The 22,380-nt window shown below is 62.3% G+C and carries 24 protein-coding genes; 14 read left to right on the top strand and 10 right to left on the bottom strand.

What is annotated here, in order from left to right:
* Positions 1–5 precede the first annotated feature (5 nt).
* From dnaG to EL2594_RS05575, 9 genes are all read left to right on the top strand, one after another.
* Positions 6–1,883 (top strand): DNA primase, encoded by a 1,878-nt coding sequence (gene dnaG / locus EL2594_RS05615; RefSeq protein WP_011414062.1) that lies wholly within the window; start codon positions 6–8, stop codon positions 1,881–1,883.
* Between the two features lie 10 nt (positions 1,884–1,893).
* Positions 1,894–3,921: an RNA polymerase sigma factor RpoD gene (gene rpoD / locus EL2594_RS05610; RefSeq protein WP_011414061.1), complete on the top strand. Its 2,028-nt coding sequence runs from the start codon at positions 1,894–1,896 to the stop codon at positions 3,919–3,921.
* 18 nt (positions 3,922–3,939) lie between these two features.
* Positions 3,940–4,839, top strand: a complete 900-nt coding sequence (locus tag EL2594_RS05605; RefSeq protein ID WP_011414060.1) for a sterol desaturase family protein — start codon at positions 3,940–3,942, stop codon at positions 4,837–4,839.
* Positions 4,840–4,900: 61 nt separating this feature from the next.
* Positions 4,901–5,335: a ribose 5-phosphate isomerase B gene (gene rpiB / locus EL2594_RS05600; RefSeq protein WP_041685716.1), complete on the top strand. Its 435-nt coding sequence runs from the start codon at positions 4,901–4,903 to the stop codon at positions 5,333–5,335.
* An 8-nt stretch (positions 5,336–5,343) separates the two neighbouring features.
* Positions 5,344–6,648: a serine hydroxymethyltransferase gene (glyA, locus tag EL2594_RS05595; RefSeq protein ID WP_011414058.1), complete on the top strand. Its 1,305-nt coding sequence runs from the start codon at positions 5,344–5,346 to the stop codon at positions 6,646–6,648.
* 10 nt (positions 6,649–6,658) lie between these two features.
* Positions 6,659–6,880 (top strand): hypothetical protein, encoded by a 222-nt coding sequence (locus EL2594_RS05590; protein ID WP_041685714.1) that lies wholly within the window; start codon positions 6,659–6,661, stop codon positions 6,878–6,880.
* A gap of 3 nt (positions 6,881–6,883) precedes the next feature.
* Positions 6,884–7,345 (top strand): transcriptional regulator NrdR, encoded by a 462-nt coding sequence (gene nrdR, locus EL2594_RS05585; protein WP_011414056.1) that lies wholly within the window; start codon positions 6,884–6,886, stop codon positions 7,343–7,345.
* A 2-nt stretch (positions 7,346–7,347) separates the two neighbouring features.
* The gene (locus EL2594_RS05580) at positions 7,348–8,502 is read left to right on the top strand and encodes a TrmJ/YjtD family RNA methyltransferase (RefSeq protein ID WP_011414055.1); all 1,155 of its coding nucleotides are present in this window, start codon (positions 7,348–7,350) and stop codon (positions 8,500–8,502) included.
* Between the two features lie 50 nt (positions 8,503–8,552).
* Complete coding sequence (locus tag EL2594_RS05575; RefSeq protein WP_011414054.1) at positions 8,553–8,765, top strand: hypothetical protein; 213 nt, start codon at positions 8,553–8,555, stop codon at positions 8,763–8,765.
* 22 nt (positions 8,766–8,787) lie between these two features.
* On the opposite strand, the gene EL2594_RS05570 is transcribed toward EL2594_RS05575, so the two are convergent.
* Positions 8,788–9,099, bottom strand: coding sequence for a chorismate mutase (locus EL2594_RS05570; protein WP_011414053.1), 312 nt, complete (start codon positions 9,097–9,099; stop codon positions 8,788–8,790).
* 111 nt (positions 9,100–9,210) lie between these two features.
* On the opposite strand from EL2594_RS05570, the gene EL2594_RS05565 reads away from it, so the two are divergent.
* Together EL2594_RS05565 and rpsD are read left to right on the top strand one after the other, a co-directional pair.
* Positions 9,211–9,555: a hypothetical protein gene (locus EL2594_RS05565; RefSeq protein ID WP_011414052.1), complete on the top strand. Its 345-nt coding sequence runs from the start codon at positions 9,211–9,213 to the stop codon at positions 9,553–9,555.
* 200 nt (positions 9,556–9,755) lie between these two features.
* Entirely contained in the window at positions 9,756–10,370 is a 615-nt protein-coding gene (gene rpsD, locus EL2594_RS05560; protein WP_011414051.1) for a 30S ribosomal protein S4, read from the top strand.
* 73 nt (positions 10,371–10,443) lie between these two features.
* Here the strand turns inward: rpsD and EL2594_RS05555 are convergent, their stop codons facing one another.
* The 9 genes from EL2594_RS05555 to EL2594_RS05515 all read right to left on the bottom strand — a co-directional run bounded on the left by EL2594_RS05555 (position 10,444) and on the right by EL2594_RS05515 (position 18,965).
* Entirely contained in the window at positions 10,444–12,426 is a 1,983-nt protein-coding gene (locus tag EL2594_RS05555) for an alpha/beta hydrolase family protein (RefSeq protein WP_011414050.1), read from the bottom strand.
* A 65-nt stretch (positions 12,427–12,491) separates the two neighbouring features.
* A complete protein-coding gene (tgt, locus tag EL2594_RS05550) occupies positions 12,492–13,634 on the bottom strand; it encodes a tRNA guanosine(34) transglycosylase Tgt (protein WP_011414049.1) in 1,143 nt (380 codons plus the stop codon).
* 34 nt (positions 13,635–13,668) lie between these two features.
* Complete coding sequence (locus EL2594_RS05545; RefSeq protein ID WP_011414048.1) at positions 13,669–14,433, bottom strand: ABC transporter permease; 765 nt, start codon at positions 14,431–14,433, stop codon at positions 13,669–13,671.
* Positions 14,430–15,374: an ABC transporter ATP-binding protein gene (locus EL2594_RS05540; protein WP_011414047.1), complete on the bottom strand. Its 945-nt coding sequence runs from the start codon at positions 15,372–15,374 to the stop codon at positions 14,430–14,432. Before EL2594_RS05540 ends, EL2594_RS05545 begins: the two co-directional genes overlap by 4 nt.
* A gap of 28 nt (positions 15,375–15,402) precedes the next feature.
* A complete protein-coding gene (queA, locus tag EL2594_RS05535) occupies positions 15,403–16,446 on the bottom strand; it encodes a tRNA preQ1(34) S-adenosylmethionine ribosyltransferase-isomerase QueA (protein ID WP_011414046.1) in 1,044 nt (347 codons plus the stop codon).
* A gap of 34 nt (positions 16,447–16,480) precedes the next feature.
* The gene (locus tag EL2594_RS05530) at positions 16,481–17,176 is read right to left on the bottom strand and encodes a peptidylprolyl isomerase (RefSeq protein ID WP_011414045.1); all 696 of its coding nucleotides are present in this window, start codon (positions 17,174–17,176) and stop codon (positions 16,481–16,483) included.
* A 92-nt stretch (positions 17,177–17,268) separates the two neighbouring features.
* Positions 17,269–17,781, bottom strand: a complete 513-nt coding sequence (gene coaD, locus EL2594_RS05525; RefSeq protein WP_011414044.1) for a pantetheine-phosphate adenylyltransferase — start codon at positions 17,779–17,781, stop codon at positions 17,269–17,271.
* Positions 17,781–18,689, bottom strand: coding sequence for a polyprenyl synthetase family protein (locus EL2594_RS05520; protein ID WP_041685708.1), 909 nt, complete (start codon positions 18,687–18,689; stop codon positions 17,781–17,783). Before EL2594_RS05520 ends, coaD begins: the two co-directional genes overlap by 1 nt.
* Before the next feature lie 12 nt (positions 18,690–18,701).
* Positions 18,702–18,965 (bottom strand): exodeoxyribonuclease VII small subunit, encoded by a 264-nt coding sequence (locus EL2594_RS05515; protein ID WP_011414042.1) that lies wholly within the window; start codon positions 18,963–18,965, stop codon positions 18,702–18,704.
* A 62-nt stretch (positions 18,966–19,027) separates the two neighbouring features.
* Between EL2594_RS05515 and EL2594_RS05510 the strand changes: the two genes are divergently transcribed.
* Genes EL2594_RS05510 through purL form a run of 3 tightly spaced genes read left to right on the top strand, consistent with a single transcriptional unit; the run spans position 19,028 to position 22,349 of the window.
* On the top strand, positions 19,028–19,423 hold the full coding sequence (locus EL2594_RS05510; RefSeq protein WP_011414041.1) for a DUF2177 family protein: 396 nt from the start codon (positions 19,028–19,030) through the stop codon (positions 19,421–19,423).
* Positions 19,424–20,104 carry a hypothetical protein gene (locus tag EL2594_RS05505; RefSeq protein ID WP_011414040.1) on the top strand — a complete coding sequence of 227 codons (681 nt, stop codon included), beginning with the start codon at positions 19,424–19,426 and terminating at the stop codon, positions 20,102–20,104.
* Positions 20,105–20,114: 10 nt separating this feature from the next.
* The gene (gene purL / locus EL2594_RS05500) at positions 20,115–22,349 is read left to right on the top strand and encodes a phosphoribosylformylglycinamidine synthase subunit PurL (protein WP_011414039.1); all 2,235 of its coding nucleotides are present in this window, start codon (positions 20,115–20,117) and stop codon (positions 22,347–22,349) included.
* The last annotated feature ends 31 nt before the right edge of the window (positions 22,350–22,380 follow it).

Raw genomic sequence — 22,380 nt, 5'->3', positions numbered from 1 at the left:
GCACCATGCTCTCACCCCAATGGCTTGACGAATTGCGTGCGCGGGTGACGCTTTCCAGCGTCATCATGCGCACGACCAAGCTGCAAAGAGCGGGCCGCGAATGGAAGGCGTGCTGCCCATTCCATAACGAGAAAACGCCGAGTTTTACGGTCTCGGACGAAAAAGGCTTTTACCACTGCTTCGGCTGCGGTGCGCATGGCGACGTGATCCGCTGGATGACCGACCAGCGCGGCCTGCAGTTCATGGATGCGGTGAAGGAGCTGGCGCAGGAAGCGGGGCTGGAAGTCCCTGCCCCCGATCCGCGTGCGGCGCAGCAGGCGGAAAAGCGCGCCAGCCTGATCGATGTGACCGAGGCTTCGCAGCGATGGTTCGTCGAACAATTGCGTGGTGCGGAGGGTGCCAGGGCCCGCGACTATCTGGCCTCGCGCGGTTTCTCCAATGGCGTGATCCGCGAATTCGGCTTCGGCTACGCCCCGGACAGCAAGCAGGCGATGGGCTCCGGTGTCGGTTTCGAGGACGCGATGCTCGTCGAAAGCGGTATGCGGATCGAGACAGAGGATGGCAGCAAATACGACCGCTTTCGCGACCGGCTGATGCTGCCGATCCAGGATGCGCGGGGGCGCGTGATCGCGTTCGGCGGGCGCATTCTCGACAAGCGCGACGGCGTGGCAAAATATCTCAACTCGCCCGATACGCCGCTCTTCGACAAAGGGCGCACGCTTTACAACCTGCATCGGGCGGGCCCCGCCTCGCGCCAGACCGGCCGCATTGTCGTCGTCGAAGGCTATATGGACGTCATCGCCCTCGCCAACGCCGGGATCGAGGATGCGGTCGCCCCGCTCGGAACCGCGCTGACGGAGCGGCAGATCGAAATGCTGTGGCGGATGGTCGAGCGGCCGATTCTGTGTTTCGATGGCGATGCCGCCGGCCAGCGCGCGGCGATGCGGGCGATCCAGCGCGCCCTTCCCTTACTGCGCCCTGCCCATTCGCTTGGCATAGTGCGCCTGCCCGCGGGTCTCGATCCCGATGACCTTATCAATCAGCGTGGGGCGCAAGCGATGGAAGATATCCTCGCGAAGCCCGGCAGCCTGCTCGATACGCTGTGGCAGTTCGAACGCGATGCCGAGCCGCTCGACAGTCCCGAGGCGAAAGCGGGCCTCAAGGCGCGGCTGATGGCGCATGTCGATGCCATCGGCGATGCCGATATCAAGGCACTCTACCGCCGCGAATTGCTCGACCGTTTTTCCGACTATGCCTTCCCGAGGCGCGAAAAAGCCCCTTGGAAACCTAATGGCTTTTCGAAGAGTCTCGCTTCCCGGCCCAGACCCGATCCCGCGGCGATCAGAGCGCTGCAAAAGACCATCCAAGGCGGATCGCGCGACGCCTTGACGGGAGCGGTCGTTGCCGGGTTGATCCGCCATCCCGACCAGATCGACCGCCATGCGGATGCGCTTGCCGAAGCGGCCGAGCGTGACGCGAATATCGCACGGGCGATAAATCCGCTGCTCGACATGGCGGAAATACTTGAAGACGGTGGCGAATTGCCCATATCTGCCGATAGCGGCCGTCTTGCGCCCCCGGATAGAAGTCATTTCTCCTTCCTCCAGGAAGGTACCGATCCCGAGGATGCGCGCGAAGACTTGGCCGAAGCCGTATCGTTGCTGGTCGAACGACCTGCGCTGGAAACTGCCCTTGCGGCAGCCACGGCGCGGTTCGATACCGACCCCGAAGGTGCTTTTGCCGAACAGCAGAGACTGTTGAAGCGAAAGCTGGATTTCGAGGCGCGACTCGGCCAAATGGCGAGTTTACAGGCCGCCCGCGGGCAGTCTGATCTGGGGTATACGTCACAGCCGGAACCGGCGGGCGAAGAAAAAACGGATTGAAGCGAGACCTATGGCTTCCAAGGCGAAGAAGAAAACCCAGGCGGAAGATGCTCCCCTGATCGATCTCAACGAAGCTTCGATCAAGAAGATGATCACCAAGGCCAAGCGCAAGGGCTACGTCACCTATGATGAGCTCAACGAAGCGCTGCCTTCGGGCGAAATGAGCCCCGACCAGATCGAGGATATCCAGACTTCGCTGTCCGAGATGGGCGTGCAAATCGTCGAGAGCGACGAGGAGGCCGAGGCCGAGCAGGAACAGGCCAACGAGGTCGAGGAAATCGCGCCCGGCGCCGCCAAGGACGAAAAGAAAGACGCCAAGAAGCCCGCCGCTGCCGTAAAAAAGACGACCACCGGCGACCGTACCGACGATCCGGTGCGGATGTATCTGCGCGAGATGGGCGCGGTCGAATTGCTCAGCCGCGAAGGCGAAATTGCCATTGCCAAGCGGATCGAGGCCGGTCGCGACACGATGATCATCGGATTGTGCCAGAGCCCGATCACCTTCCACGCCATCATCCAGTGGTCCGAAGCGCTCAATGCCGAGGAAATGCAGCTGCGCGAGATCCTCGATCTCGATGCCATGCTGTCCAAGGAGCCGCCGGCCGAGAAGCTGGAGGAAGGCGCCGAGGACGATGACGATGGCGAAATCTCGGAAGAGAATGCCGGCCCGACCATCGTCGACGATGACGACGATACCGATGACGAGGATTCGGACGACGAGGACGGCGAAGAGGGCAGCAGCAAGTCCGACGACGATGAGGACGAGGACAACACCATGTCGCTCGCGCAGATGGAAGCGGCGCTGAAGCCCGATGCCATCGAGCGCTTTGCGCGCATTACCTCGTTGTTCAAGAAATTCGAGAAACTGCAGCTAGAGCGTGTCGATACCATCGCCCGCGGCGAAGTTCTGCCCAAGGCGAAAGAGAACCGCTACGAGAAGCTCGGCGAGGAACTGACCGCCGAAGTCGAGAGCATGCAGTTTCACGCCACCAAGATCGAATTCCTGGTCGACAATCTGTATGCCTTCAACCGCCGCCTGACCGCGCTCGGCGGGCAGATGCTGCGCCTCGCAGAGCGCCACAAAATCAAGCGCGCGGACTTCCTGCAGGCCTATATCGGCAACGAGCTCGACGAGGATTTCCTCAAGGACCGTGTCAAGAAGGACAAGAAGTGGGCTGCCTTCGCCGACAAGGAAGCCGACGCGATCGACCGCATCCGCACGGAGATCGCCGATATCGCCAGCCAGACCGGCATGGCCCTGCCCGAGTTCCGCCGCATCGTGAACATGGTGCAGAAGGGCGAACGCGAGGCGCGCATCGCGAAGAAGGAAATGGTCGAGGCGAATCTTCGCCTGGTGATTTCCATCGCCAAGAAATATACCAACCGCGGCCTGCAATTCCTTGATCTTATTCAGGAAGGCAACATCGGCCTGATGAAGGCGGTCGACAAGTTCGAGTACCGCCGCGGCTACAAGTTCAGCACCTACGCCACATGGTGGATCCGGCAGGCGATCACCCGCTCAATCGCCGACCAGGCCCGCACGATCCGTATCCCGGTCCATATGATCGAGACGATCAACAAGCTGGTCCGTACCAGCCGCCAGTTCCTGCACGAGCAGGGCCGCGAGCCGACACCGGAAGAAATGGCCGAGCGTCTTTCGATGCCGCTCGAGAAGGTGCGCAAGGTGATGAAGATCGCCAAGGAACCGATCAGCCTCGAAACGCCGATCGGCGACGAAGAGGATTCGCACCTCGGCGATTTCATCGAGGACAAGAACGCCATCATCCCGGTCGATGCGGCGATCCAGGCGAACCTCAAGGAAACCGTCACCCGCGTGCTCGCCAGCCTGACTCCGCGCGAAGAACGCGTGCTGCGCATGCGCTTCGGCATCGGCATGAACACCGATCACACGCTCGAGGAAGTCGGGCAGCAGTTTTCGGTGACGCGCGAACGCATCCGGCAGATCGAGGCCAAGGCGCTGCGCAAGCTCAAGCACCCGAGCCGCAGCCGCAAGATGCGGTCTTTCCTGGATCAATAAAACCGCTAGGATCAGGCGATGGAGAGTATAGAAAGCGCCATCGCATTCATCGGCGGCCCGGCTGCCTTGTGGATTCTTGCGTCGGTCTATTTCGGCAGTGTCATTGTCGAACGAGTCTGGGCGCTGTGGGGAAATCCCGACTACGACAACAAGGACGCGCTGTGCTCGATCGGGCTCAACCTTATCAGTAGCGTCCTCAATCTCGTCATAGCGATCCTGATCCCGCTCGCGCTCTATGTGGCGGTGTTCGACAATCTTCGTCTCGTTTCCGAAATGTCGCTGCTGCTGGCAATTCCGCTCGCCTTCCTGTTTCACGAACTGGCCTATTACTGGGACCATCGCCTGGCGCACCGGATCGGCCTGCTTTGGGCTTTTCACGCGATCCATCACTCGTCGAACGAGTTCAACCATTCGACCGCAGCGCGCGGGTTCGTTTTCGACGGGCAGCTCAAGAACCTGTTCGCCCTACCCGCGGCGTTCGTCGGAATCGATCCGGTCGTTTACATCGCGGTCAGCGTCTGCACCAATGCCTTCGGTATCTGGAACCACGCGAGCTATGTCCCGCGGATGGGCTGGATCGACCGGGTGCTCATGACGCCGAAGATGCACAAGGTCCATCACGCCAACCAGCCCCAATATATCGACCGCAATTACAGCCAGGTCACGCTACTCTACGACCGCCTGTTCGGATCGGTCGCCCATCTCGCGGAAGAACCCGACCCCGGCCTCGTCAAGCGGGTCTACGACAATAATCCGCTCACCGCGCAATTCGCCGGGTTGAAGCAACTCAAGGACCGCATGGATCACGCAGAGCGCTGGCAGGACAAACTGGCCTATCTCTGGCGTCCGCCCGAATGGTCGCACGATGGCGTCTGCCGTTCCGACTGTCCGAAATACGGAGCGCTCCCGGCGTCCTGATTGAAGATAAGGCCTCCGGACGGGGTCGCACGAATCGCCCCGCTCGCCTATGGCGACGCGCATGAAGATAGCGATCGCATCCGACCACGCCGCCGTCGAGCTCAAGGCCGAACTGCGCGACTGGCTCATCGAGCAGGGCCACGAGGTTGCCGACCTCGGACCGGACACGACCGACAGCGTCGATTATCCCGACTTCGGCTACAAGCTTGCGGGCGTTGTTGCCGATGGCACAGCTGAGCGCGGTGTCGCGCTGTGCGGTAGCGGGATCGGCATTTCCATGTCGGTCAATCGCAATCCGGCGGTGCGTTGCGCACTGGTCGGCGAGCCGCTTTCCGCCGCCCTCTCGCGCGAACACAACGATGCAAATGTCATCGCCATGGGCGCGCGCCTGACGGGCAGCGACATGGCCAAGGCCTGCCTCACCGCCTTCCTCGAAACCGAATTCGGCGGCGGTCGTCACCAGCGCCGCGTCGACAAACTCTCCAACCCGAACTGAGATCCGCCATGAGCACAGCCGAACAGACCCAGTCCGACATCATGCACCGTTTCTGGCACGACGATCTTGCTGCCGCCGATCCGGAAATCGCCGAAGCCGTGTCGAACGAGCTCAAGCGGCAGCAGGACAAGATCGAGCTGATCGCCAGCGAGAACATCGCCTCCAAGGCCGTGCTCGAAGCGACCGGTAGCGTCTTCACCAACAAATATGCCGAGGGCTATCCGGGCAAGCGTTACTACGGCGGGTGCGATTACGCCGATGTCGTCGAAACGCTGGCTATCGAGCGGGCGAAAGAGCTCTTCGGCTGCAATTTCGCCAATGTGCAGCCCAATTCGGGCTCTCAGATGAACCAGGCAGTGTTCCTCGCGCTGCTGCAGCCGGGCGACACTTTCATGGGCCTCGACCTCAATTCGGGTGGCCACCTGACCCATGGATCACCGGTGAATATCAGCGGCAAGTGGTTCAATCCGGTCAGCTACGGTGTGCGCAAGGACGACGAGCTCATCGACATGGACGAAGTTGCAGAGACTGCGCGCGAACACAAGCCCAAGCTGATCATCTGCGGCGGCACCGCCTATTCGCGCCTGTGGGACTTCCCGCGCTTTCGCGAAATTGCCGATGAAGTCGACGCGACGCTGCTGTGCGACATGAGCCACATCTCCGGCCTCGTTGCAGGCGGCGCGCATCCCTCACCCTTCCCGCACGCGCATATCGTCACCAGCACCACGCACAAGAGCCTGCGCGGTCCGCGCTCGGGCATCATCCTGTGGAATGACGAGGATTTGACCAAGCCGCTCAACATGGCGGTCTTCCCCGGCCTGCAAGGCGGCCCGCTGATGCATGTCGTCGCGGCCAAGGCCGTCGCATTCCGCGAAGCGCTGCGGCCCGACTTCAGGACCTATGCCCACGCCGTGGTCGAGAACGCCCGTGCGCTCGCCGCCAGCCTCGAAGAGAACGGCCTGCGGATCGTGTCGGGCGGGACCGACAATCATTCGATGCTGGTCGATCTCACGGCCAAGGATGTGACCGGCAAGGCCGCCGAAGCCGGTCTCGACCGTGCATGGCTGACGTGCAACAAGAATGGCATCCCTTACGACACCCGCAGCCCTTTCGTGACCAGCGGCATTCGCCTGGGCACGCCTGCCGGTACCACGCGTGGCTTCGGCCCGGCCGAGTTCCGCAAGGTCGGCGCGCTGATCGCGGAAGTGGTAGACGGCCTGGCCAAGAACGGCCCCGAAGGCGATGCGCAGGTCGAAGAAAGTGTGCGCGGGCGGGTAAGTGAGCTATGCTCGCAGTTCCCTGTTTACCCTTGAGGAACCGATGATGACCGGCACACCCCAACCGGAAGAGAATGACTGGGTCGAGAGCGCCCGCGAAGAGATCAAGGGCATGGCGAGGCAAGGCATGAAGCACCCTTCCACGCCGCCGGTGCTGACCGGCGCGGCCATTGGTGCCGTCGCTGCGGCAGTGCTACCCCTCGTCTCATGGCCCATCGGCCTCGCTGCCGGCGCCGTCTATGCGCTGCATACGAGGATCAAGAAGTAGACGATGCGCTGCCCATTCTGTGCGCATGACGACAGCCAGGTAAAAGACTCACGCCCGGCTGAAGACAACGCCGCTATCCGCCGTCGCCGCCAATGTTCCAAATGCGGAGCTCGCTTCACGACCTTCGAGCGCGTGCAATTGCGCGATGTGACCGTCGTGAAATCGGACGACAAGCGCGAAGCCTTCGATCGTTCGAAGCTCGAACAATCGGTCACGCTCGCGTGCCGCAAGCGCGGCGTTACGCAGGAGCAGATCGACCAGCTCGTCTCGGGCATCCAGCGGCAGGTCGAGACAGCGGGCGAAGGCGAGATCGCTTCGACCCGGATCGGCGAAATGGTGATGGACGGACTGCGCCAGATCGACAGCGTCGCCTATATCCGCTTTGCCAGTGTCTATCGCGACTTCAGTGAGGCGCGGGACTTCGAGGAATTCGCCAGCACGGTGCAGGAAGCGGCGAAGGACTAGAGATGTTCTGGGCTTACATGATCCGTTGCGGCGACGGGACGTTCTACACGGGTCATACAGACGATCTTGAAATGAGATGGGCTCAGCATCTCGATGGGTCTTTTGCGGGCTATACGGCATCGCGGCATCCGTTGGAGCTGGTATGGGCGGCTGACTTCGCTACGAGAGAAGAAGCGCTCGCGAGCGAATTGCGCATCAAGAAGTGGTCGCAAGCCAAGAAGGTTGGATTGATCGAAGGCGACTGGAACAAGGTTGCCCATTTTGCAAAACCTCCCTCTCGCAGGACGTCTCGACAAGCCATCTCGACAGGCTCGATGTCTGCTCGACACGAACGGGTGAAAGGCACTGCCGTTCGTGTCGAGCGGGGTTCGAGCGAAGTCGAGAACCCCAGTCGAGACATCGGCAAGCCGCAGAAACCCGCCATTGTCCTCGTTCGCCCGCAATTGGGCGAGAACATAGGCAATGCGGCACGGGCGATGCGCAATTTCGGCCTCACCGAGCTGCGCCTGGTAGCGCCGCGCGACGGCTGGCCGAATCCTGACGCCGGCCCCTCTGCAGCCGGAGCCGACGATGTGCTCGAACGCGCGCAGGTTTTTGCGACCACCGCGGAGGCCGTTGCGGATTGCGCGCATATCTACGCCACGACCGTGCGCAAGCGCGGGGTCACCAAACCCGTCGTGACGCCCGAGGAGGCGGCGCAGGCCATCCACAGCCAAGCGGGCAAGTCGGCCGTCCTGTTCGGGCCCGAAAGGTCAGGACTGGAAACAGAGGACGTTGCTCTCGCTCGCGCTATACTGACGGTCCCGATCGATCCCGAGTTCGGGTCGCTGAACCTTGCGCAGGCGGTCATCCTGTGCGCTTACGAATGGTCGAAAGGTGCCGAACTCGAACAGCCGACGCAGGAGGACCTGCTGCCGCCTGCCCCGCAGGCCGAGCTAGACGATCTCATTGCACATCTGGAAGCTATGCTGCAGCCGAAGGGCTATTTCCTCCCCGCAAACCGTACGGAAGCGACGCGGAGAACGCTCAGAACGGTGCTGACCAAGCCAGGCTGGAACCATTTGGAAATCCGAACCTTGCGCGGTGTTCTGTCTTCGCTGCAGCGTGGCGACAAAGTGCCGAAAGGCCCCCTCGACAACGCCGAAAGTTCCGATTAGCACGCGCGCTCCAAGTCCAATTCCCCAATCACAGCAACAGGATACGCTTCATGCTTTCCACCGTGGTCGCCCTCGCCCTGCTCGCAAGCCCTGAAGGTGCAGAACAGCCGAAGAAGCGAGAAGAGCAAGAAACCGCTAAGGTCGAGAAGAAGGCCGAAACCAGGAAAATTTGCCGCCACATTCGCATGGATATGTCGAGCCGTCGCAAGGAGCGGGTGTGCATGACGGCCGAAGAATGGACCGCCTTCAACAACGGCAATTGATCCCCCACTTCGGGCCTGCGCGCTAAGAACGCCGGGTGCGGTCCCACTCCTCGAACTCATAGGCGATCGACGCCTCGACCAGCTTGTCCCACAGGTCGGCGATGGCCTCGGCCGGAAGGCCGCGCGACTCGGCCTCGGCCCTGGCGGCATCGATCACGGCCGCCTTGCGCTTCTCGTCCCGCACGCTGTCGCGGCTCGGCTTGATCCGAGCCGCCGCCCGCATATAGCCGAAGCGCCGGTCGAGCAGCGCCATCAATTCGCGGTCGGTCGCATCGACCCCGGCCCGTACGTCAAGCATGCTTCGGCAGTCGTCGGGATGCTTGATGTCAGTCATGGCGCGCGCTGTGGCGCGGGATAGGGGCTTTGTCGAGAGCGTTCAGGAAAGATACACTGTCTCAATGGCTTGATGTCACGCGGAGGGCACAGACACGAAGGGGAGAATTCCATGCTGACCACGTTCCTGCTCGCGAGCACCCTGCCGCTCGTTTCGATCGAGGCCGACGATACCCGGCTCGACCGCCGCCGCACCTTCGTGTCCGAACAGGCCGGGCTCGTGCTCAGCGGTGACGCCGACGGCGATGTACTGTGTCTCGATCGCGCGCGTGCCACGTACACCCAAAGCATCTGCCTCGACCGGTCGGAATGGCTCGAAGCGGTGGAAATCGCCCGCACCAATCCGCCGAAGTCTCGCCGCAGCGGTTTCGTGTACAACAACAGCCACAGCAGTTTCGGCTCGACCAGCAAATACGGTCTCGGCTCAAGCCCCTCGACGTTCAGCTCGCGGCACTGATCGCAACCGACTCCGCTTGACTTGGCGCGCCGGATCGCTATCTGGCGCGCTTCACTTCGGCACCGCAGTGCGTTTCGCTGCGCCCGATTGGTCCCGCATCCCGGTGAAGCGGCGGCCGCGCCCGGCACAATAGGCCGGGTGGTGCGAACCGGGTTGAACGGTCACCGTTGGGGTGACCTTGCAAATCGAAGGAAAGACCTATGTCGAAGCGCAAGAGCGCCAAGTACAAACTTGACCGCCGGATGGGTGAAAACATCTGGGGTCGCCCGAACTCCCCGGTCAACAAGCGTTCCTACGGCCCCGGCCAGCACGGCCAGCGTCGCAAGGGGAAGACGAGCGATTTCGGCCTGCAGCTTCGCGCCAAGCAGAAGCTCAAGGGCTATTACGGTGATGTGACCGAGAAGCAGTTCCGTCGCACCTACGCCGAGGCGAGCCGCATGAAGGGCGATACCGGCCAGAACCTGATCGGCCTGCTCGAGCAGCGCCTGGACATGGTCGTGTACCGCGCCAAGTTCGCCCCGACCGTGTTCGCCGCCCGCCAGATCGTCAACCACGGTCACATCTACGTGAATGGCGTGAAGACCAACATCCCGAGCGCCCGTGTCAAGGTCGGCGACGTCATCAGCCTCGGCAACAAGGCCAAGGAAATGGCTCTCGTCATCGAAGCGCAGAGCCTTCCCGAGCGTGAGATCCCCGACTACGTCGCACCTGACGGCAACGACAAGGTGACCTTCACCCGCGTGCCCAAGCTCGACGAAGTGCCCTACCCGGTCACCATGGAACCGAACCTCGTGGTCGAGTTCTACTCGCGCTAAGACACACGCGATACCGAATACGAAAAGGGCGGCCCATTGTGGCCGCCCTTTTTCTGTGTCTCGATGTGGTTCTTCAGAACGCGAGGTTGGCCTCGAGAAACTCGCCGATCCTTTTCAGCATGATCCCGCGCGCCTGGCTGTGGACCAGCCCGTGGTCGAGCCCCTTGAACTCTAGGTAGTCGACCGATTTCCCGGCGGACTGCAACCGATTTTCCATCAGTTTCGATTGGGCCGCGGTGACATTCTGGTCCAGCGTTCCGTGCACTAGCAGCACGGGTGCCTTGAAGTTCGCCGCGTGGCGCGCGGGCGACCCATTCTGCACATGCGCGCCGTTACCGATCATCCGGTCATAAGCGGTGTAGCTGGTATAGCGCCGGTTTTCCTCGCGGAGCAGATCAAGGTCCGTCACCGGCGCAATGGCGACCACCGCCTTGAACAGATCGGGATCGACCACTTGCGATTGCAGCGCGGCATAGCCGCCGTAGGACCAACCCACCGTGGCGAGTTTCGTCGCATCGGCAATGCCCTGAGACACGAGCCAGCGTCCGGCATCGTTGATGTCTCCGATTGCCGTTTCCCAAGCCTGAAAACCATTTTTGCCGAACCACGCCGAGCCATAGCCGGACGAGCCGCGAAAATTGGGCTGGAGCACGGCGTAACCACGGGCGGCGAAGAACTGCACGAGCCAGTCGAAACCCCACACATCGCGTGAGCCCGGCCCGCCATGCGGCATGACGATGGCAGGCAGGTTCTTGCCGTCGCTACCCGGTGGCAGGGTCAGATAGCCGGGGACCTGGGTTCCGTCCGCCGCCGGATAGGTGACGGGTTTCATCTTGCCCATAGAGCGACTGTCGAGCGGCATGCGCAGCGACAGGAGCTCACTCAGTGAACGGGTGTCCTTTTCAAACAGATAGGCCTTGCCGGGATCGGTATCGCTCGAGGCGATAAGGATTAGTTCGTTCTCGTCGGCGCTGGCATCGGCGATGGTGATCGAGGGGTTGCCCGGCAGAGCCTTGGCGAAGGCGTCGGCGAGTTTCTCAAGTTGGGGATCGAAATATTTGGTGTAAGCCCGTTCAGTCGCAAAATTGGCGCCGACCACGCGGCGCTGGCGACCGATACGCGCGACGCCGTCCACGTCCACATCGTCGAGCGCCATGACGAGCGTCTTGGATTCCGAACCATCGAGCGCGAAGGCATACAGGGCGTCGTAGCCGTTCTTGCGCTCGAGCCCGTAAACGACGTCCTTCTCGCTATCGATGCCGACCGGGCGGAATCCCACCGACAGCGGCCCACCTGCGTCGACACTGGAAAGCGGATACCATTTGCTCTCACCCTTCCGGCGGTAGAGATAGCGATAGTCGCTGCCGTCATAACCACTGGCCGCGGTATCGCCGGCGAGCATCACGCGGACCTGCCCACTGCCATCCGCCATATAGGAAACGGCTCGCAACGCGGCGTCCTCGACAGGCCGTGCGCGTCCGTTCTCGACATCGACTGCGTCGACCCCCAGCCCTTCCTTATCGTTGCATAGACGGGTCTTTTCGCAGCGCTCCTTGATATAGCGCTTGGTCATCAGGATCTTGCTGTCCTGCCCCTCCACGTCGAGCGCGAGCACATCGCCCCCGTCCTGGAGGACGCCCATCGTCTTGTAGCTGCTGGACGGAGTCAGCATTTCGGTATCCGATCCGTCTGCACTAATCGCCATGACGCGCGTGAAATTAAGCAGGACCCCGCCGGAATCCTGCATTCCGAAAATCTCGCAGACGATGCGTTCTTCGGTTGCCCACTGACACCAATTCAAGCGCGCCTGCGCCTCGTTCATGGTGATGATCGGCGTTGGCGCGCCGCCATTGGCAAGGTCGACGACGTAGATCGTCTCGTCCGATTGCGCACCCGGCTGGATGTAGAGCAGCCTGTCTCCGGATGGAGAAATACTGAGGTTTTCGACCGATTGGCGAGCGCCGAACGCCGACGCGTCCTCTGCCAGCGTTTGAGCCGCGAGTGGTGCAGCGAAAGCAGCCGCGGCAAGCGCAGCAAGTGACGAGCAGTATTTCATAAACAGACCCTGTTCCCCGTTAAGCTGGCCCAGTTTAGCTGGGACCAAGCATTTGAAAAGAGGGATTATGCAGTGTCGCCGCCGCCCAGGTAGTCGCGCCGGAAATCCGCAGCGAAGGCAGCAAACCGCCCTTCGCCGATCGCATCGCGCATCGCCTGCATCAACTGCTGGTAGAAGCCGATATTGTGCTCGGTCATCAGCATCGCGCCGAGGATTTCCTGCGACTTGATAAGGTGGTGGATGTAGGCGCGCGAATAGGTGCCGCAGGTGGGGCAGGCGCAGCGGCTGTCGAGCGGCTCCTGGTCTTCGGCGAAACGCGCGTTGCGCAGGTTGATGGGGCCATTCCAGGTGAAGGCCTGCCCGTTGCGGCCCGAGCGGCTCGGCAACACGCAATCGAACATATCGACCCCGCGCTCGACTGCGCCGACCAGATCGTCCGGCTTGCCGACACCCATCAAATAACGCGGGCGATCCTCCGGCAGCTGGTCTGGTGCAAAATCGAGCGTTGCAAACATCGCTTCCTGCCCCTCGCCCACAGCCAGTCCGCCGATAGCATAGCCGTCGAAGCCGATATCGGTGAGCCTTTCGGCGCTGATCTTGCGCAATTGCTCATCGAGCGCGCCTTGCTGGATACCGAACAGTGCCGAACGGGCGGCGTGCTCTGCCCCGCCGTCGAACCCGTCGCGGCTGCGCTTAGCCCAGCGCATCGACATTTCCATGCTTTCGGCAATCACATCGCGCGGCTGGTCGGCGCGCGGACATTCATCGAACGCCATGACGATATCGGAGCCGAGCAGGCGCTGGATCTCCATCGAACGCTCGGGTGTGAGCATGTGTTTGGAACCGTCGATATGGCTGCGGAACTCGACGCCTTGTTCGGTCAGTTTGCGCAGGTCGGACAGGCTCATCACCTGGTAGCCGCCGCTGTCGGTCAGGATCGGGCGCTGCCAGTTCATGAAGGTGTGCAGCCCACCGAGCCGCGCAACGCGCTCAGCGCCCGGCCGCAGCATCAGGTGATAAGTATTGCCGAGGATAATGTCGGCGCCAGCGGCGCGGACGCTCTCGGGCTTCATCGCCTTGACCGTTCCAGCCGTCCCCACCGGCATGAAGGCTGGCGTGCGAATTTCGCCGCGCTGCATGGCGATGGTGCCGGTGCGCGCCTTGCCGTCGGTCGCGTGGATCGTGAAGTCGAAGCGGGGTTTGGTCATTGGCGGCGCGCCTAGCGCGTGTGCCGCGCGGAAACTAGTCCCGAAGCCGCCACCCGGTCTTGAAGATGAAGGCGATGATACCGACGCAGACGGCAAGGAATGCCACCGTGATCCCGAGGGATATGCGGAAATCGACGTCACTGCTGCCGTAGAATGTCCAGCGCAATCCGCTCACCAGATAGACGATGGGGTTGGCCAGTGCGATCGTGTCCCAGGGTTCGGGCAGCATGTCGATCGAATAGAAAGTGCCGCCAAGAAAGGTCAGCGGGGTCAGGAACAGCAGCGGGATAATGCCCAACTTCTCGAAATTGTCCGCCCAGATACCGAGGATGAAGCCGAACAGGCTGAAGCTACACGCCACAAGCAGGACGAAGACGAAGGCCCAGAGCGGATGGGCGATCGAGTAATCGACGAAGATCGCGGCAGTGAGCAAGATGATCGCCGTCAGGATCAGGCTCTTGGTGGCAGCGGCCCCTACGAAGCCGACGAGTGTTTCCGCCACCCCGACGGGTGCCGAGAGAAGTTCGTAGATCGTGCCGGTGAAGCGGGGCATGTAGATGCCGAAACTGGAATTGCTGGTCGTCTCGCCGAGCAGGGTGAGCATCAGCAGGCCCGGTATGATGAAAGCTCCGTATTCTACCCCGCCAAGGTCGGGCATTCGGCTGCCGATGGCCGCGCCGAAAACGATGAAATAGAGCGAAGTGGTCAGAACCGGTGCCAGCACGGATTGGAAGGCTGTGCGCAGAAAGCGCATCAACTCGCGCTTGTAAATCGCCCAGGTGGAACGCCAGCTGATCATGCCGCCACCTCCTTCTCACCGAGGAGCGAGACGAAGATTTCCTCGAGGCTGCTTTCGCGCGTGTCGATGCCGGTAAAGTCGATACTCTCGTCCACCAGCGCCTTGATAAGCTGTGCGACCTCGGCCTTGCCCTTCCCCGTCCCATCGCCTCCCCGATAGCAAAGCGATGTGCCGCCCTGTTCGAGCTCGACCGGGAAGCTGGCGATGGCTGGAGGCAGTGCACTCAGGGGATTGGCCAATGCAATGTGTGCCTCGGTGCGCCCGAGTTGCCGCATCAGCGACGCTTTGTCGTCCACTTTGAGGATGCGGCCCCTGCTGATGATCCCAACCCGGTCGGCCATCTCTTCGGCCTCTTCGATGTAGTGCGTGGTGAGGATCACCGTCACCCCGCGCTCGCGCATTGCGCCGATTAGCTGCCACATTCCCTTGCGCAGTTCGACATCCACGCCGGCAGTGGGCTCGTCGAGAAAGAGCAGGTCCGGTTCGTGCGCCATCGCCTTGGCAATCAGCAGGCGGCGCTTCATCCCGCCGGACAGCGCCATGATCCGCTCGTCCTTCTTGTCCCACAGGTTGAGCGAACGCAGGATTTCCTCGATCCGTGCCTTGTCGGGAGCGAGGCCGAAGAGCTCGCGCGAATAGGCCACCGCGCGATAGACCGGTTCGAACATGTCGGTCGCAAGCTCCTGCGGAACCAGTCCGATGCGCCCCCGTGCGTGCCGCCAATCGCTTGCCATGTCGTGACCGAAGGCGCGGATCGTGCCCGAGGTCGGCCGCACCAGCCCGCATACCGCGCCGATCAGCGTCGTCTTGCCTGCTCCGTTGGGCCCGAGCAGCGCAAATATCTCGCCCTGGCGGATTTGCAGATCGACATCGTCCAATGCCTTCAGGCCGCCGGGATAGATCTTGGTCAGGCCCTGGATGTCGAGAATGGGCTCACTCATGTGCGGCTCCTGAATTGGTTTCAAACCGCTACTTGGTGTTCCCCTCTGGGATCAACAGCGAAGAATCGCCATAGGAATAGAAACGATATCTCTGCGCAATGGCGTGGGCGTAGATATCCATCATCCGTTCGCGTCCCATCAGCGCGCTGACCAGCATCATCAGCGTGGATTTGGGCAAATGGAAATTGGTCATCAGGCCATCCACCGCACGAAAGCGGTAGCCCGGCGTGATGAAGATGTCCGTATCGCCTGCAAAGGTCCGGATGACACCATCCTCGCCCGTCGCGCTTTCCAGCAGGCGTAGGCTGGTCGTTCCGACCGCGATGATCCTGCCGCCGCGTGACTTGGCGGCGTTAAGGCGATCGGCGGTGTCGTGTTCGATCCGACCCCATTCCGAATGCATCCGGTGATCGTCGGTATCGTCCGCCTTTACCGGGAGGAATGTGCCAGCGCCCACATGGAGCGTCAGCGTTTGGCGCGCGACGCCGCGCTCATCGAGTGCCGCGATCAGCTCGGATGTGAAATGCAATGCCGCCGTCGGCGCGGCAACCGCGCCATCTTCCCGTGCGAACATCGTCTGGTAGTCGTCGCGGTCGCGCTCATCCGTCGCACGCTTGCCGGCGATATAGGGTGGAAGCGGCATGGTGCCCGCACGGTCGAGCAACACCTCGACCGGCTCATCACCACGAAAGGCGAAGGTGAAGCTGCCATCGTCGGCGCGATCCTCGACATCGGCGCTGACATCGTTGCCGAAATCGACCGTATCACCCGGCGCCAGACGCTTGGCATTGCGGACGAAGGCCTGCCAGCGGCGCAGGTCGAGCCGCTTGTGCAACGTCACGCCTACGGTGGCTTCGCCCCGCTTGCCGGTCAGTTGTGCCGGAATGACCCTGGTATCGTTGAAGACGAGGACATCGCCCGGCATCAGCAGCTGCGGCAGGTCGCGCACGATACGGTCGTCGATCGCGCCAGCGCCTGCGGCCACCAGCAGACGCGCTGAATCGCGCGGCACCGCCGGGCGCAGCGCAATCAGCTCCTGAGGGAGTTCGAAATCGAACAGGTCTACACGCATCGAAGCGCGCGGTTAGCGCCCCTCGCGCGCTGCGTCACCCCTCGATCGGAGCGCTCAGCTCGTCGAGCGTGATCTCGCGCTCGGGCTGGGCCGGCCGAGGCATAGCCCGCGGCTTGTTGTCCGCAGCGATCGATGCCTGCAGGATGCGGGTCGGGTTGGCCGGCGGCTCGCCGCGATTAATCGCATCGACAGCCGCCATGTTCGAGATGACCCGCCCGAAATTTGTGTAGCGCTTGTCGAGACTGAAGCGCGGATAGAACACGAGGAAGAACTGGCTGTTGGCGCTGTCTTCGCTCTGCGCGCGCGCCATGGCGACGCTGCCGCGGACATGCGGCATGGGGTTGAATTCCTCTTCGAGGTCGGGAAGGTCAGAGCCACCCTGCCCCGTGCCGGTCGGATCGCCGGTCTGCGCCATGAACCCTTCGATCACGCGGTGGAAGACGATGCCGTCGTAGAAGCCCTGCCGGGTCAGCGTCTTGATGCGCTCGACGTGGTTCGGCGCCCAGTCGGGCATCAGCCGGATCGCGACCCGCTCGCCATTGGAAAGATCGAGAAACAGGATATTTTCCCGGTCTTCGTTCAGATTATAGTCGATCTTGGCGTAGGTCATCGGCGCGCGGGCCGTGCTGACCGTTTCCCCGCCATCGGTCGCCATCTCCGCGTCCTGTGCGGCGAGCGGCGTGGCAGCAAGGGAAGCAATCGCGGTAGCGGCAATCAAACGGTTGATCATGGATATCCTGAAGTGTTGGGGCGTGTCTGCCCGCGCATTAACCGCGCCGCGCTGTCTCCGCAATTAATAGCTTGGGGAAATGCGCGCGGACCTCAATAGTCCCCGCGGCGGCCGATTTTCTCGACCCTTGCCTCGACCTGAGCTTTGACCGCCGGGCTGACGAAGGGCGAGATATCGCCGCCATAGAGCGCGATTTCCTTGACCAGCTTGGACGCGATCGGCTGCAGCGAGACGTCGGCCATGAGGAAGACCGTCTCGATATCGGCATCGATCTGCTGGTTCATGCCCGCCATCTGGTATTCGTATTCGAAATCGGCGACGGCGCGCAGCCCGCGCACGATCACGTTTGCATTCTGCTTCTTCGCGAATTTCATCAACAACGCATCGAACCCGACAACCTCGGTGTTGTCGAGGCCCATGTCGGCGAGTTCCTTTTTCACCATCTCCATCCGCTCTTCCGGCGTGAACATCGGGTTCTTCGACGGGTTGGTGGTGACACCGATTATGAGGGTATCGACCAGCTTGGCCCCGCGCCGGATGATGTCGCGGTGGCCTCGCGTGATCGGGTCGAATGTGCCGGGATAGACCCCGATGCGCTCGTTCATTATCGGTCCCTCTCGACGATGTAGCGCGCGAGTGCCCGCAGCACCGCAGCATCTTCTCCATATTGCCCGAGGTGGCCGACCGCGTGGTCCACCAGTGCGCGGGCCTGGTTGCGCGCCCCTTCGACCCCCATCAGTGTCACGAAGGTCTGCTTTCCTTGCTCGTCATCCTTGCGCAGCGCCTTGCCGGCCTTTTCCTCATCGCCTTCGGCATCGAGCAGGTCGTCGGCGATCTGGAAGGCGAGCCCGATGTCGCGGGCATAGGCGCGCAAATGGCTGCGGCCTTCGCGCGGGATCTTGGCGAGGATAGCGCCCATCTCGACCGAGGCTGCCAGCAACGCGCCGGTCTTGAGCTGTTGCAGCCGGGTGATGGTGTGGAGATCGTAATCGGCACTTTCCGCCGCCATATCCATCATCTGGCCGCCAGCCATTCCTGCCATGCCGCTCGCCGCAGCCAGCGTGCGGACAAGTTCGGCCTGCGTGAAAGGATCGGGCGTTGTCTCGTCATCGGTGAGGATCTCGAAGGCCAGCGCATGCAGCGAATCCCCGGCCAGAACTGCCGTGGCTTCGTCATAGGCCTTGTGCAGCGTTGCCTTGCCGCGACGAAGCTCGTCATCGTCCATGCACGGCAAGTCGTCATGAATCAGCGAATAGACATGGATCGCCTCGACCGCACAGCCGACCCTGAGCGCAGGATCGCGGCTGACGCCCAGCATTTCCGCTGTCGCAACGACCAGCAGTGGGCGAACCCGTTTGCCACCGTCCATGGCCGAATAGCGCATCGCCTCCACCAGCGGGGCACGGGTATCGTCCGGCACGGGCAGCAGCACATCGAAGACCGCATCGATATCGCGCGCGATGCGGTTCAGCGCGGAAGAAAGTTTCGCGCCGTCACTGTCGACGAGTTCCATCTTGCCCACCGGTCAGCCGTCGCTGTCGAAGGGTTTGGTGCCGGTCGCCGCGCCGCTTGCATCCTGCACGATCGCTTCGATCTTGGCCTGCGCCGCGTCGAGCCGTGCCTGGCAGTGTTTTCGCAGCGCTTCGCCGCGTTCGTAGAGATTGATCGAATCGTCGAGCGGAACGTCGCCGCTCTCGAGGTCGCGCACCACTTGCTCGAGCGCACGGAGCGCGTCTTCGAAGCTCAGTTCGGATATTTTCGCCGTTTCGGCGGTTTGTCCCTCAACCATGGCCGCAGCATTGGCCCGCACCCCCGCGCGGGTCAAGCGGCTGGCCTGCCGGGAGACGAATTATGACATGGATTATCGCCTATATTGCCGCCGCCCTCGTATTCGGCATCCTCGATGCGATCTGGCTCGGGTGGGCGGGCAACAATTTCTACCGGCCCAATATCGGCGAGATCATGGCGGACAGTTTTCGCGCCGTGCCCGCAATCATTTTTTACGTCTTCTACGTCGCCGGGATGGTCTATTTCGCGATCCGTCCGGGTCTTGCCAATGGCTTGGGCACGGCAGCGCTCAACGGTGCACTGCTCGGGGCACTGTGTTACGGAACCTGGGGCCTCACCAACCAGGCGACGTTGAAAGTCTGGCCAAGTCATCTAACAGTGACCGACATCGCATGGGGGGCTTTCGCGACCGGCATGGCCGCTCTCGCTGCAACGTGGATTACAGGACGACTCACCTAGATGTTCATCGGCCACTGGGCACCCGCATTTCTCGCCGCCGCCGCCAGCCCTCGCGCGCCCAAACTGGGCACCTTGTTCATCGCCGGCCAGCTGGTCGACTGGGCGTTCATGGGGTTCCTGCTGGTCGGGGTCGAAGAGATGCGGATCGTGCCGGGCATCACGACGATGAACGCGATGGACCTGTATCATATGCCGTATACCCACAGTCTTTTGGGCTCCGGCGTCTTCGCGCTAGCATTCGCAGCCATACTCATCCTGTGGCGACGCGACCTTACAGGGGCCATCATCGGCGGACTGGTGGTGCTATCGCACTGGTTTATCGACCTCCTGGTACATCGCCCTGACCTGACGCTTGCCGGATCGCAGCCCAAATACGGCCTCGGCCTGTGGAATTATCCCGCCGTCGCGGTGCCATTGGAGCTCATTCTGATTATCGGCGCGTTCACGCTGTACATGCGCAGTACAAAAGGGCCCATTGCCCCTCCGATGATATTGATAGCCGTGCTGCTGGCCTTGCAAGCCTTCGACTGGCTTTCCCCGCCGCCGGACGAATATTCGATGGCGTTCCCGTTCCTGGCCTTCTTCGGGTTCGGTCTGCCGACGCTGATCGCTGCGTGGGTCGGCTCGACAAGGTGGCATAAACGGGAGGTCGGGCTAGCGGTCCCCACCATGCATCGCTAAGGGCGCTGCCATGTCTGAAATCACGCCAGAAGTGGTCGAGTCGCACGGCCTCTCGTCCGAAGAATACGATGTCATCCTCAAGGCGCTGGGGCGCGAACCCAACCTTGTCGAGCTCGGTATCTTTTCGGTCATGTGGAGCGAGCATTGCTCCTACAAGTCCTCGCGCCTGCACCTGAAGAAGCTCCCGACCGAGGCACCGTGGGTGATCTGCGGCCCGGGCGAGAATGCCGGCGTGATCGATATCGGCGATGGTCATGCAGCCATCTTCAAGATGGAGAGTCACAACCACCCCAGCTACATCGAACCCTATCAAGGCGCGGCAACGGGTGTCGGCGGGATCCTGCGCGATGTCTTCACCATGGGCGCGCGGCCGGTGGCGAACGCCAACGCGCTGCGCTTCGGGCGGCCTGAGCACCCGAAGATGAAGCACTTGGTGCAGGGCGTGGTCGCGGGGATCGGCGGCTACGGCAATTGCGTCGGCGTGCCGACCGTCTGCGGCGAAACAAATTTCCACCCGGCCTATGACGGCAACATCCTGGTCAACGCGATGACCGTGGGCGTCGCCGATACCGACAAGATATTCTACTCGGCTGCGACGGGCGTCGGCAATCCGATCGTCTATGTCGGCTCCAAGACCGGGCGCGACGGCATCCATGGCGCGACCATGGCTTCGACCGATTTCGAGGAAGACAGCGATGCCAAGCGCCCCACGGTGCAGGTTGGCGACCCGTTCACCGAAAAGCTGCTGATCGAAGCCTGCCTCGAACTGATGGCGACCGATGCCATCGTCGCGATCCAGGACATGGGCGCGGCGGGCCTGACCTCTTCCAGCGTCGAAATGGCGACCAATGGCAAAACCGGCATCCGGCTCGATATGGACAAGGTGCCGTGCCGGGAAGAAGGCATGACGCCGTACGAAATGATGCTGAGCGAGAGCCAGGAGCGCATGCTCATGGTGCTCAAGCCCGGAAAAGAGGAGATGGCCGCCGAAATCTTCAAGAAATGGGAGCTCGATTTCGCGGTCATCGGCGAAGTCACCGATACCCAGCGCATGGTGCTGGAGTTCGGCGGCGAGGTTGTGTGCGACATCCCGCTCGGCCCGCTGGCCGACGAGGCTCCGCTCTACGATCGCCCGACCATCAGCCTCGAGGAATACAAGGCCTGGGCCAAGATCGCACCGATCACCGATGCTCCCGACAGCGCCGATCCGGGGGCGGACCTGCTCAAGCTGATGGCCTCCCCCAACCTCGCCTCGCGCGCCTGGATCGCCGAGCAGTATGACAGCCAGGTCGGGGCCGATACGCTGCAGACCGGCGGCGATGCTGGTGTGGTGCGTGTGCATGGGACGAAGAAGGCTCTCGCCATCAGTACCGACTGCACTCCGCGCTATTGCTATGCCGATCCTTACGAGGGTGGCAAACAGGCTATCGCCGAAGCCTATCGCAATTTGTGTGCTGTCGGTGCGCGGCCGCTGGCGGTTACCAACTGCCTGAACTTCGCCAACCCCCAGCGCCCGGAAATCATGACGCAGCTCGTCGAGGCCCTGCGCGGCATGGGCGATGCCTGCCGCATGCTCGATTTTCCCATCGTGAGCGGCAACGTCAGTCTCTACAACGAGAGCAAGGCCACCGGCGGCGGCTCGGCGATCCTGCCCACCCCTGCCATCGGCGGGGTCGGCATCATCGACGATTACGAACGCATGATGACGATGGGCTTCAAGAACGCTGGCGATACGATCTACCTAGTAGGCCCCGAATTCTGGGCCACGCCCGATCCGACCCGGTCGCATCTCGGCAAGTCGCTGTGGCTCGATGTCGTCCATGGCCGCGACGAAGGCCGTACTCCGCCGACCGACCTCGTGGTCGAGCGCAACGCGGGCAAGATTATCCACGAACTGATCGACGATGGCTTGGTCAACGCGGTGCATGACGTGTCCGACGGCGGCTTGGCGGTGGCGCTGGCGGAAATGGCATTGTCTGGCGGCACAGGAGCCGATGTCGAGCAAAACTCCGAATACACCGCGGCGCAGTGGTGGTTCGGCGAAGACCAGGGCCGCTATGTCGTGACCGTGCCCGATACCGAAGCGCTTAACGAAGCGCTGTCGAAGGGCACCGAGAACGCGGAAACAGCACAGATAGGTTTCCGGCGCATCGGCACCGTCGGCGGCGATGGCCTGTTGGGCGTCTCACTTGCCGATCTGCGCGAAGCCCATGCGAGCTTCTTCCGCGAGTGGATGGAAGTTTGATCATCGCGCGTCCCTGCGAAGGTGGGGACCT

The organism is Erythrobacter litoralis HTCC2594 (genome assembly GCF_000013005.1).
GTDB lineage: Bacteria > Pseudomonadota > Alphaproteobacteria > Sphingomonadales > Sphingomonadaceae > Parerythrobacter > Parerythrobacter litoralis_A.
Note: the sequence above shows the minus strand (reverse complement) of the source record. Positions and strands in the feature narration are given on the sequence as shown.

Excerpts from the sequence above, each read along its gene's own strand:
- rpsD (WP_011414051.1), top strand. The coding sequence starts at position 9,756 with ATGTCGAAGCGCAAGAGCGCCAAGTACAAACTTGACCGCCGGATGGGT.
- rpoD (WP_011414061.1), top strand. The coding sequence starts at position 1,894 with ATGGCTTCCAAGGCGAAGAAGAAAACCCAGGCGGAAGATGCTCCCCTG.
- EL2594_RS05545 (WP_011414048.1), bottom strand. The coding sequence starts at position 14,433 with ATGATCAGCTGGCGTTCCACCTGGGCGATTTACAAGCGCGAGTTGATG.
- EL2594_RS05575 (WP_011414054.1), top strand. The coding sequence starts at position 8,553 with ATGCTTTCCACCGTGGTCGCCCTCGCCCTGCTCGCAAGCCCTGAAGGT.
- EL2594_RS05530 (WP_011414045.1), bottom strand. The coding sequence starts at position 17,176 with ATGATCAACCGTTTGATTGCCGCTACCGCGATTGCTTCCCTTGCTGCC.
- EL2594_RS05590 (WP_041685714.1), top strand. The coding sequence starts at position 6,659 with ATGACCGGCACACCCCAACCGGAAGAGAATGACTGGGTCGAGAGCGCC.
- EL2594_RS05570 (WP_011414053.1), bottom strand. The coding sequence starts at position 9,099 with ATGACTGACATCAAGCATCCCGACGACTGCCGAAGCATGCTTGACGTA.
- tgt (WP_011414049.1), bottom strand. The coding sequence starts at position 13,634 with ATGACCAAACCCCGCTTCGACTTCACGATCCACGCGACCGACGGCAAG.
- purL (WP_011414039.1), top strand. The coding sequence starts at position 20,115 with ATGTCTGAAATCACGCCAGAAGTGGTCGAGTCGCACGGCCTCTCGTCC.
- EL2594_RS05580 (WP_011414055.1), top strand. The coding sequence starts at position 7,348 with ATGTTCTGGGCTTACATGATCCGTTGCGGCGACGGGACGTTCTACACG.
- EL2594_RS05540 (WP_011414047.1), bottom strand. The coding sequence starts at position 15,374 with ATGAGTGAGCCCATTCTCGACATCCAGGGCCTGACCAAGATCTATCCC.
- EL2594_RS05565 (WP_011414052.1), top strand. The coding sequence starts at position 9,211 with ATGCTGACCACGTTCCTGCTCGCGAGCACCCTGCCGCTCGTTTCGATC.
- rpiB (WP_041685716.1), top strand. The coding sequence starts at position 4,901 with ATGAAGATAGCGATCGCATCCGACCACGCCGCCGTCGAGCTCAAGGCC.
- EL2594_RS05520 (WP_041685708.1), bottom strand. The coding sequence starts at position 18,689 with ATGGAACTCGTCGACAGTGACGGCGCGAAACTTTCTTCCGCGCTGAAC.
- queA (WP_011414046.1), bottom strand. The coding sequence starts at position 16,446 with ATGCGTGTAGACCTGTTCGATTTCGAACTCCCTCAGGAGCTGATTGCG.
- EL2594_RS05515 (WP_011414042.1), bottom strand. The coding sequence starts at position 18,965 with ATGGTTGAGGGACAAACCGCCGAAACGGCGAAAATATCCGAACTGAGC.
- coaD (WP_011414044.1), bottom strand. The coding sequence starts at position 17,781 with ATGAACGAGCGCATCGGGGTCTATCCCGGCACATTCGACCCGATCACG.
- EL2594_RS05605 (WP_011414060.1), top strand. The coding sequence starts at position 3,940 with ATGGAGAGTATAGAAAGCGCCATCGCATTCATCGGCGGCCCGGCTGCC.
- dnaG (WP_011414062.1), top strand. The coding sequence starts at position 6 with ATGCTCTCACCCCAATGGCTTGACGAATTGCGTGCGCGGGTGACGCTT.
- glyA (WP_011414058.1), top strand. The coding sequence starts at position 5,344 with ATGAGCACAGCCGAACAGACCCAGTCCGACATCATGCACCGTTTCTGG.
- EL2594_RS05505 (WP_011414040.1), top strand. The coding sequence starts at position 19,424 with ATGTTCATCGGCCACTGGGCACCCGCATTTCTCGCCGCCGCCGCCAGC.
- nrdR (WP_011414056.1), top strand. The coding sequence starts at position 6,884 with ATGCGCTGCCCATTCTGTGCGCATGACGACAGCCAGGTAAAAGACTCA.
- EL2594_RS05555 (WP_011414050.1), bottom strand. The coding sequence starts at position 12,426 with ATGAAATACTGCTCGTCACTTGCTGCGCTTGCCGCGGCTGCTTTCGCT.
- EL2594_RS05510 (WP_011414041.1), top strand. The coding sequence starts at position 19,028 with ATGACATGGATTATCGCCTATATTGCCGCCGCCCTCGTATTCGGCATC.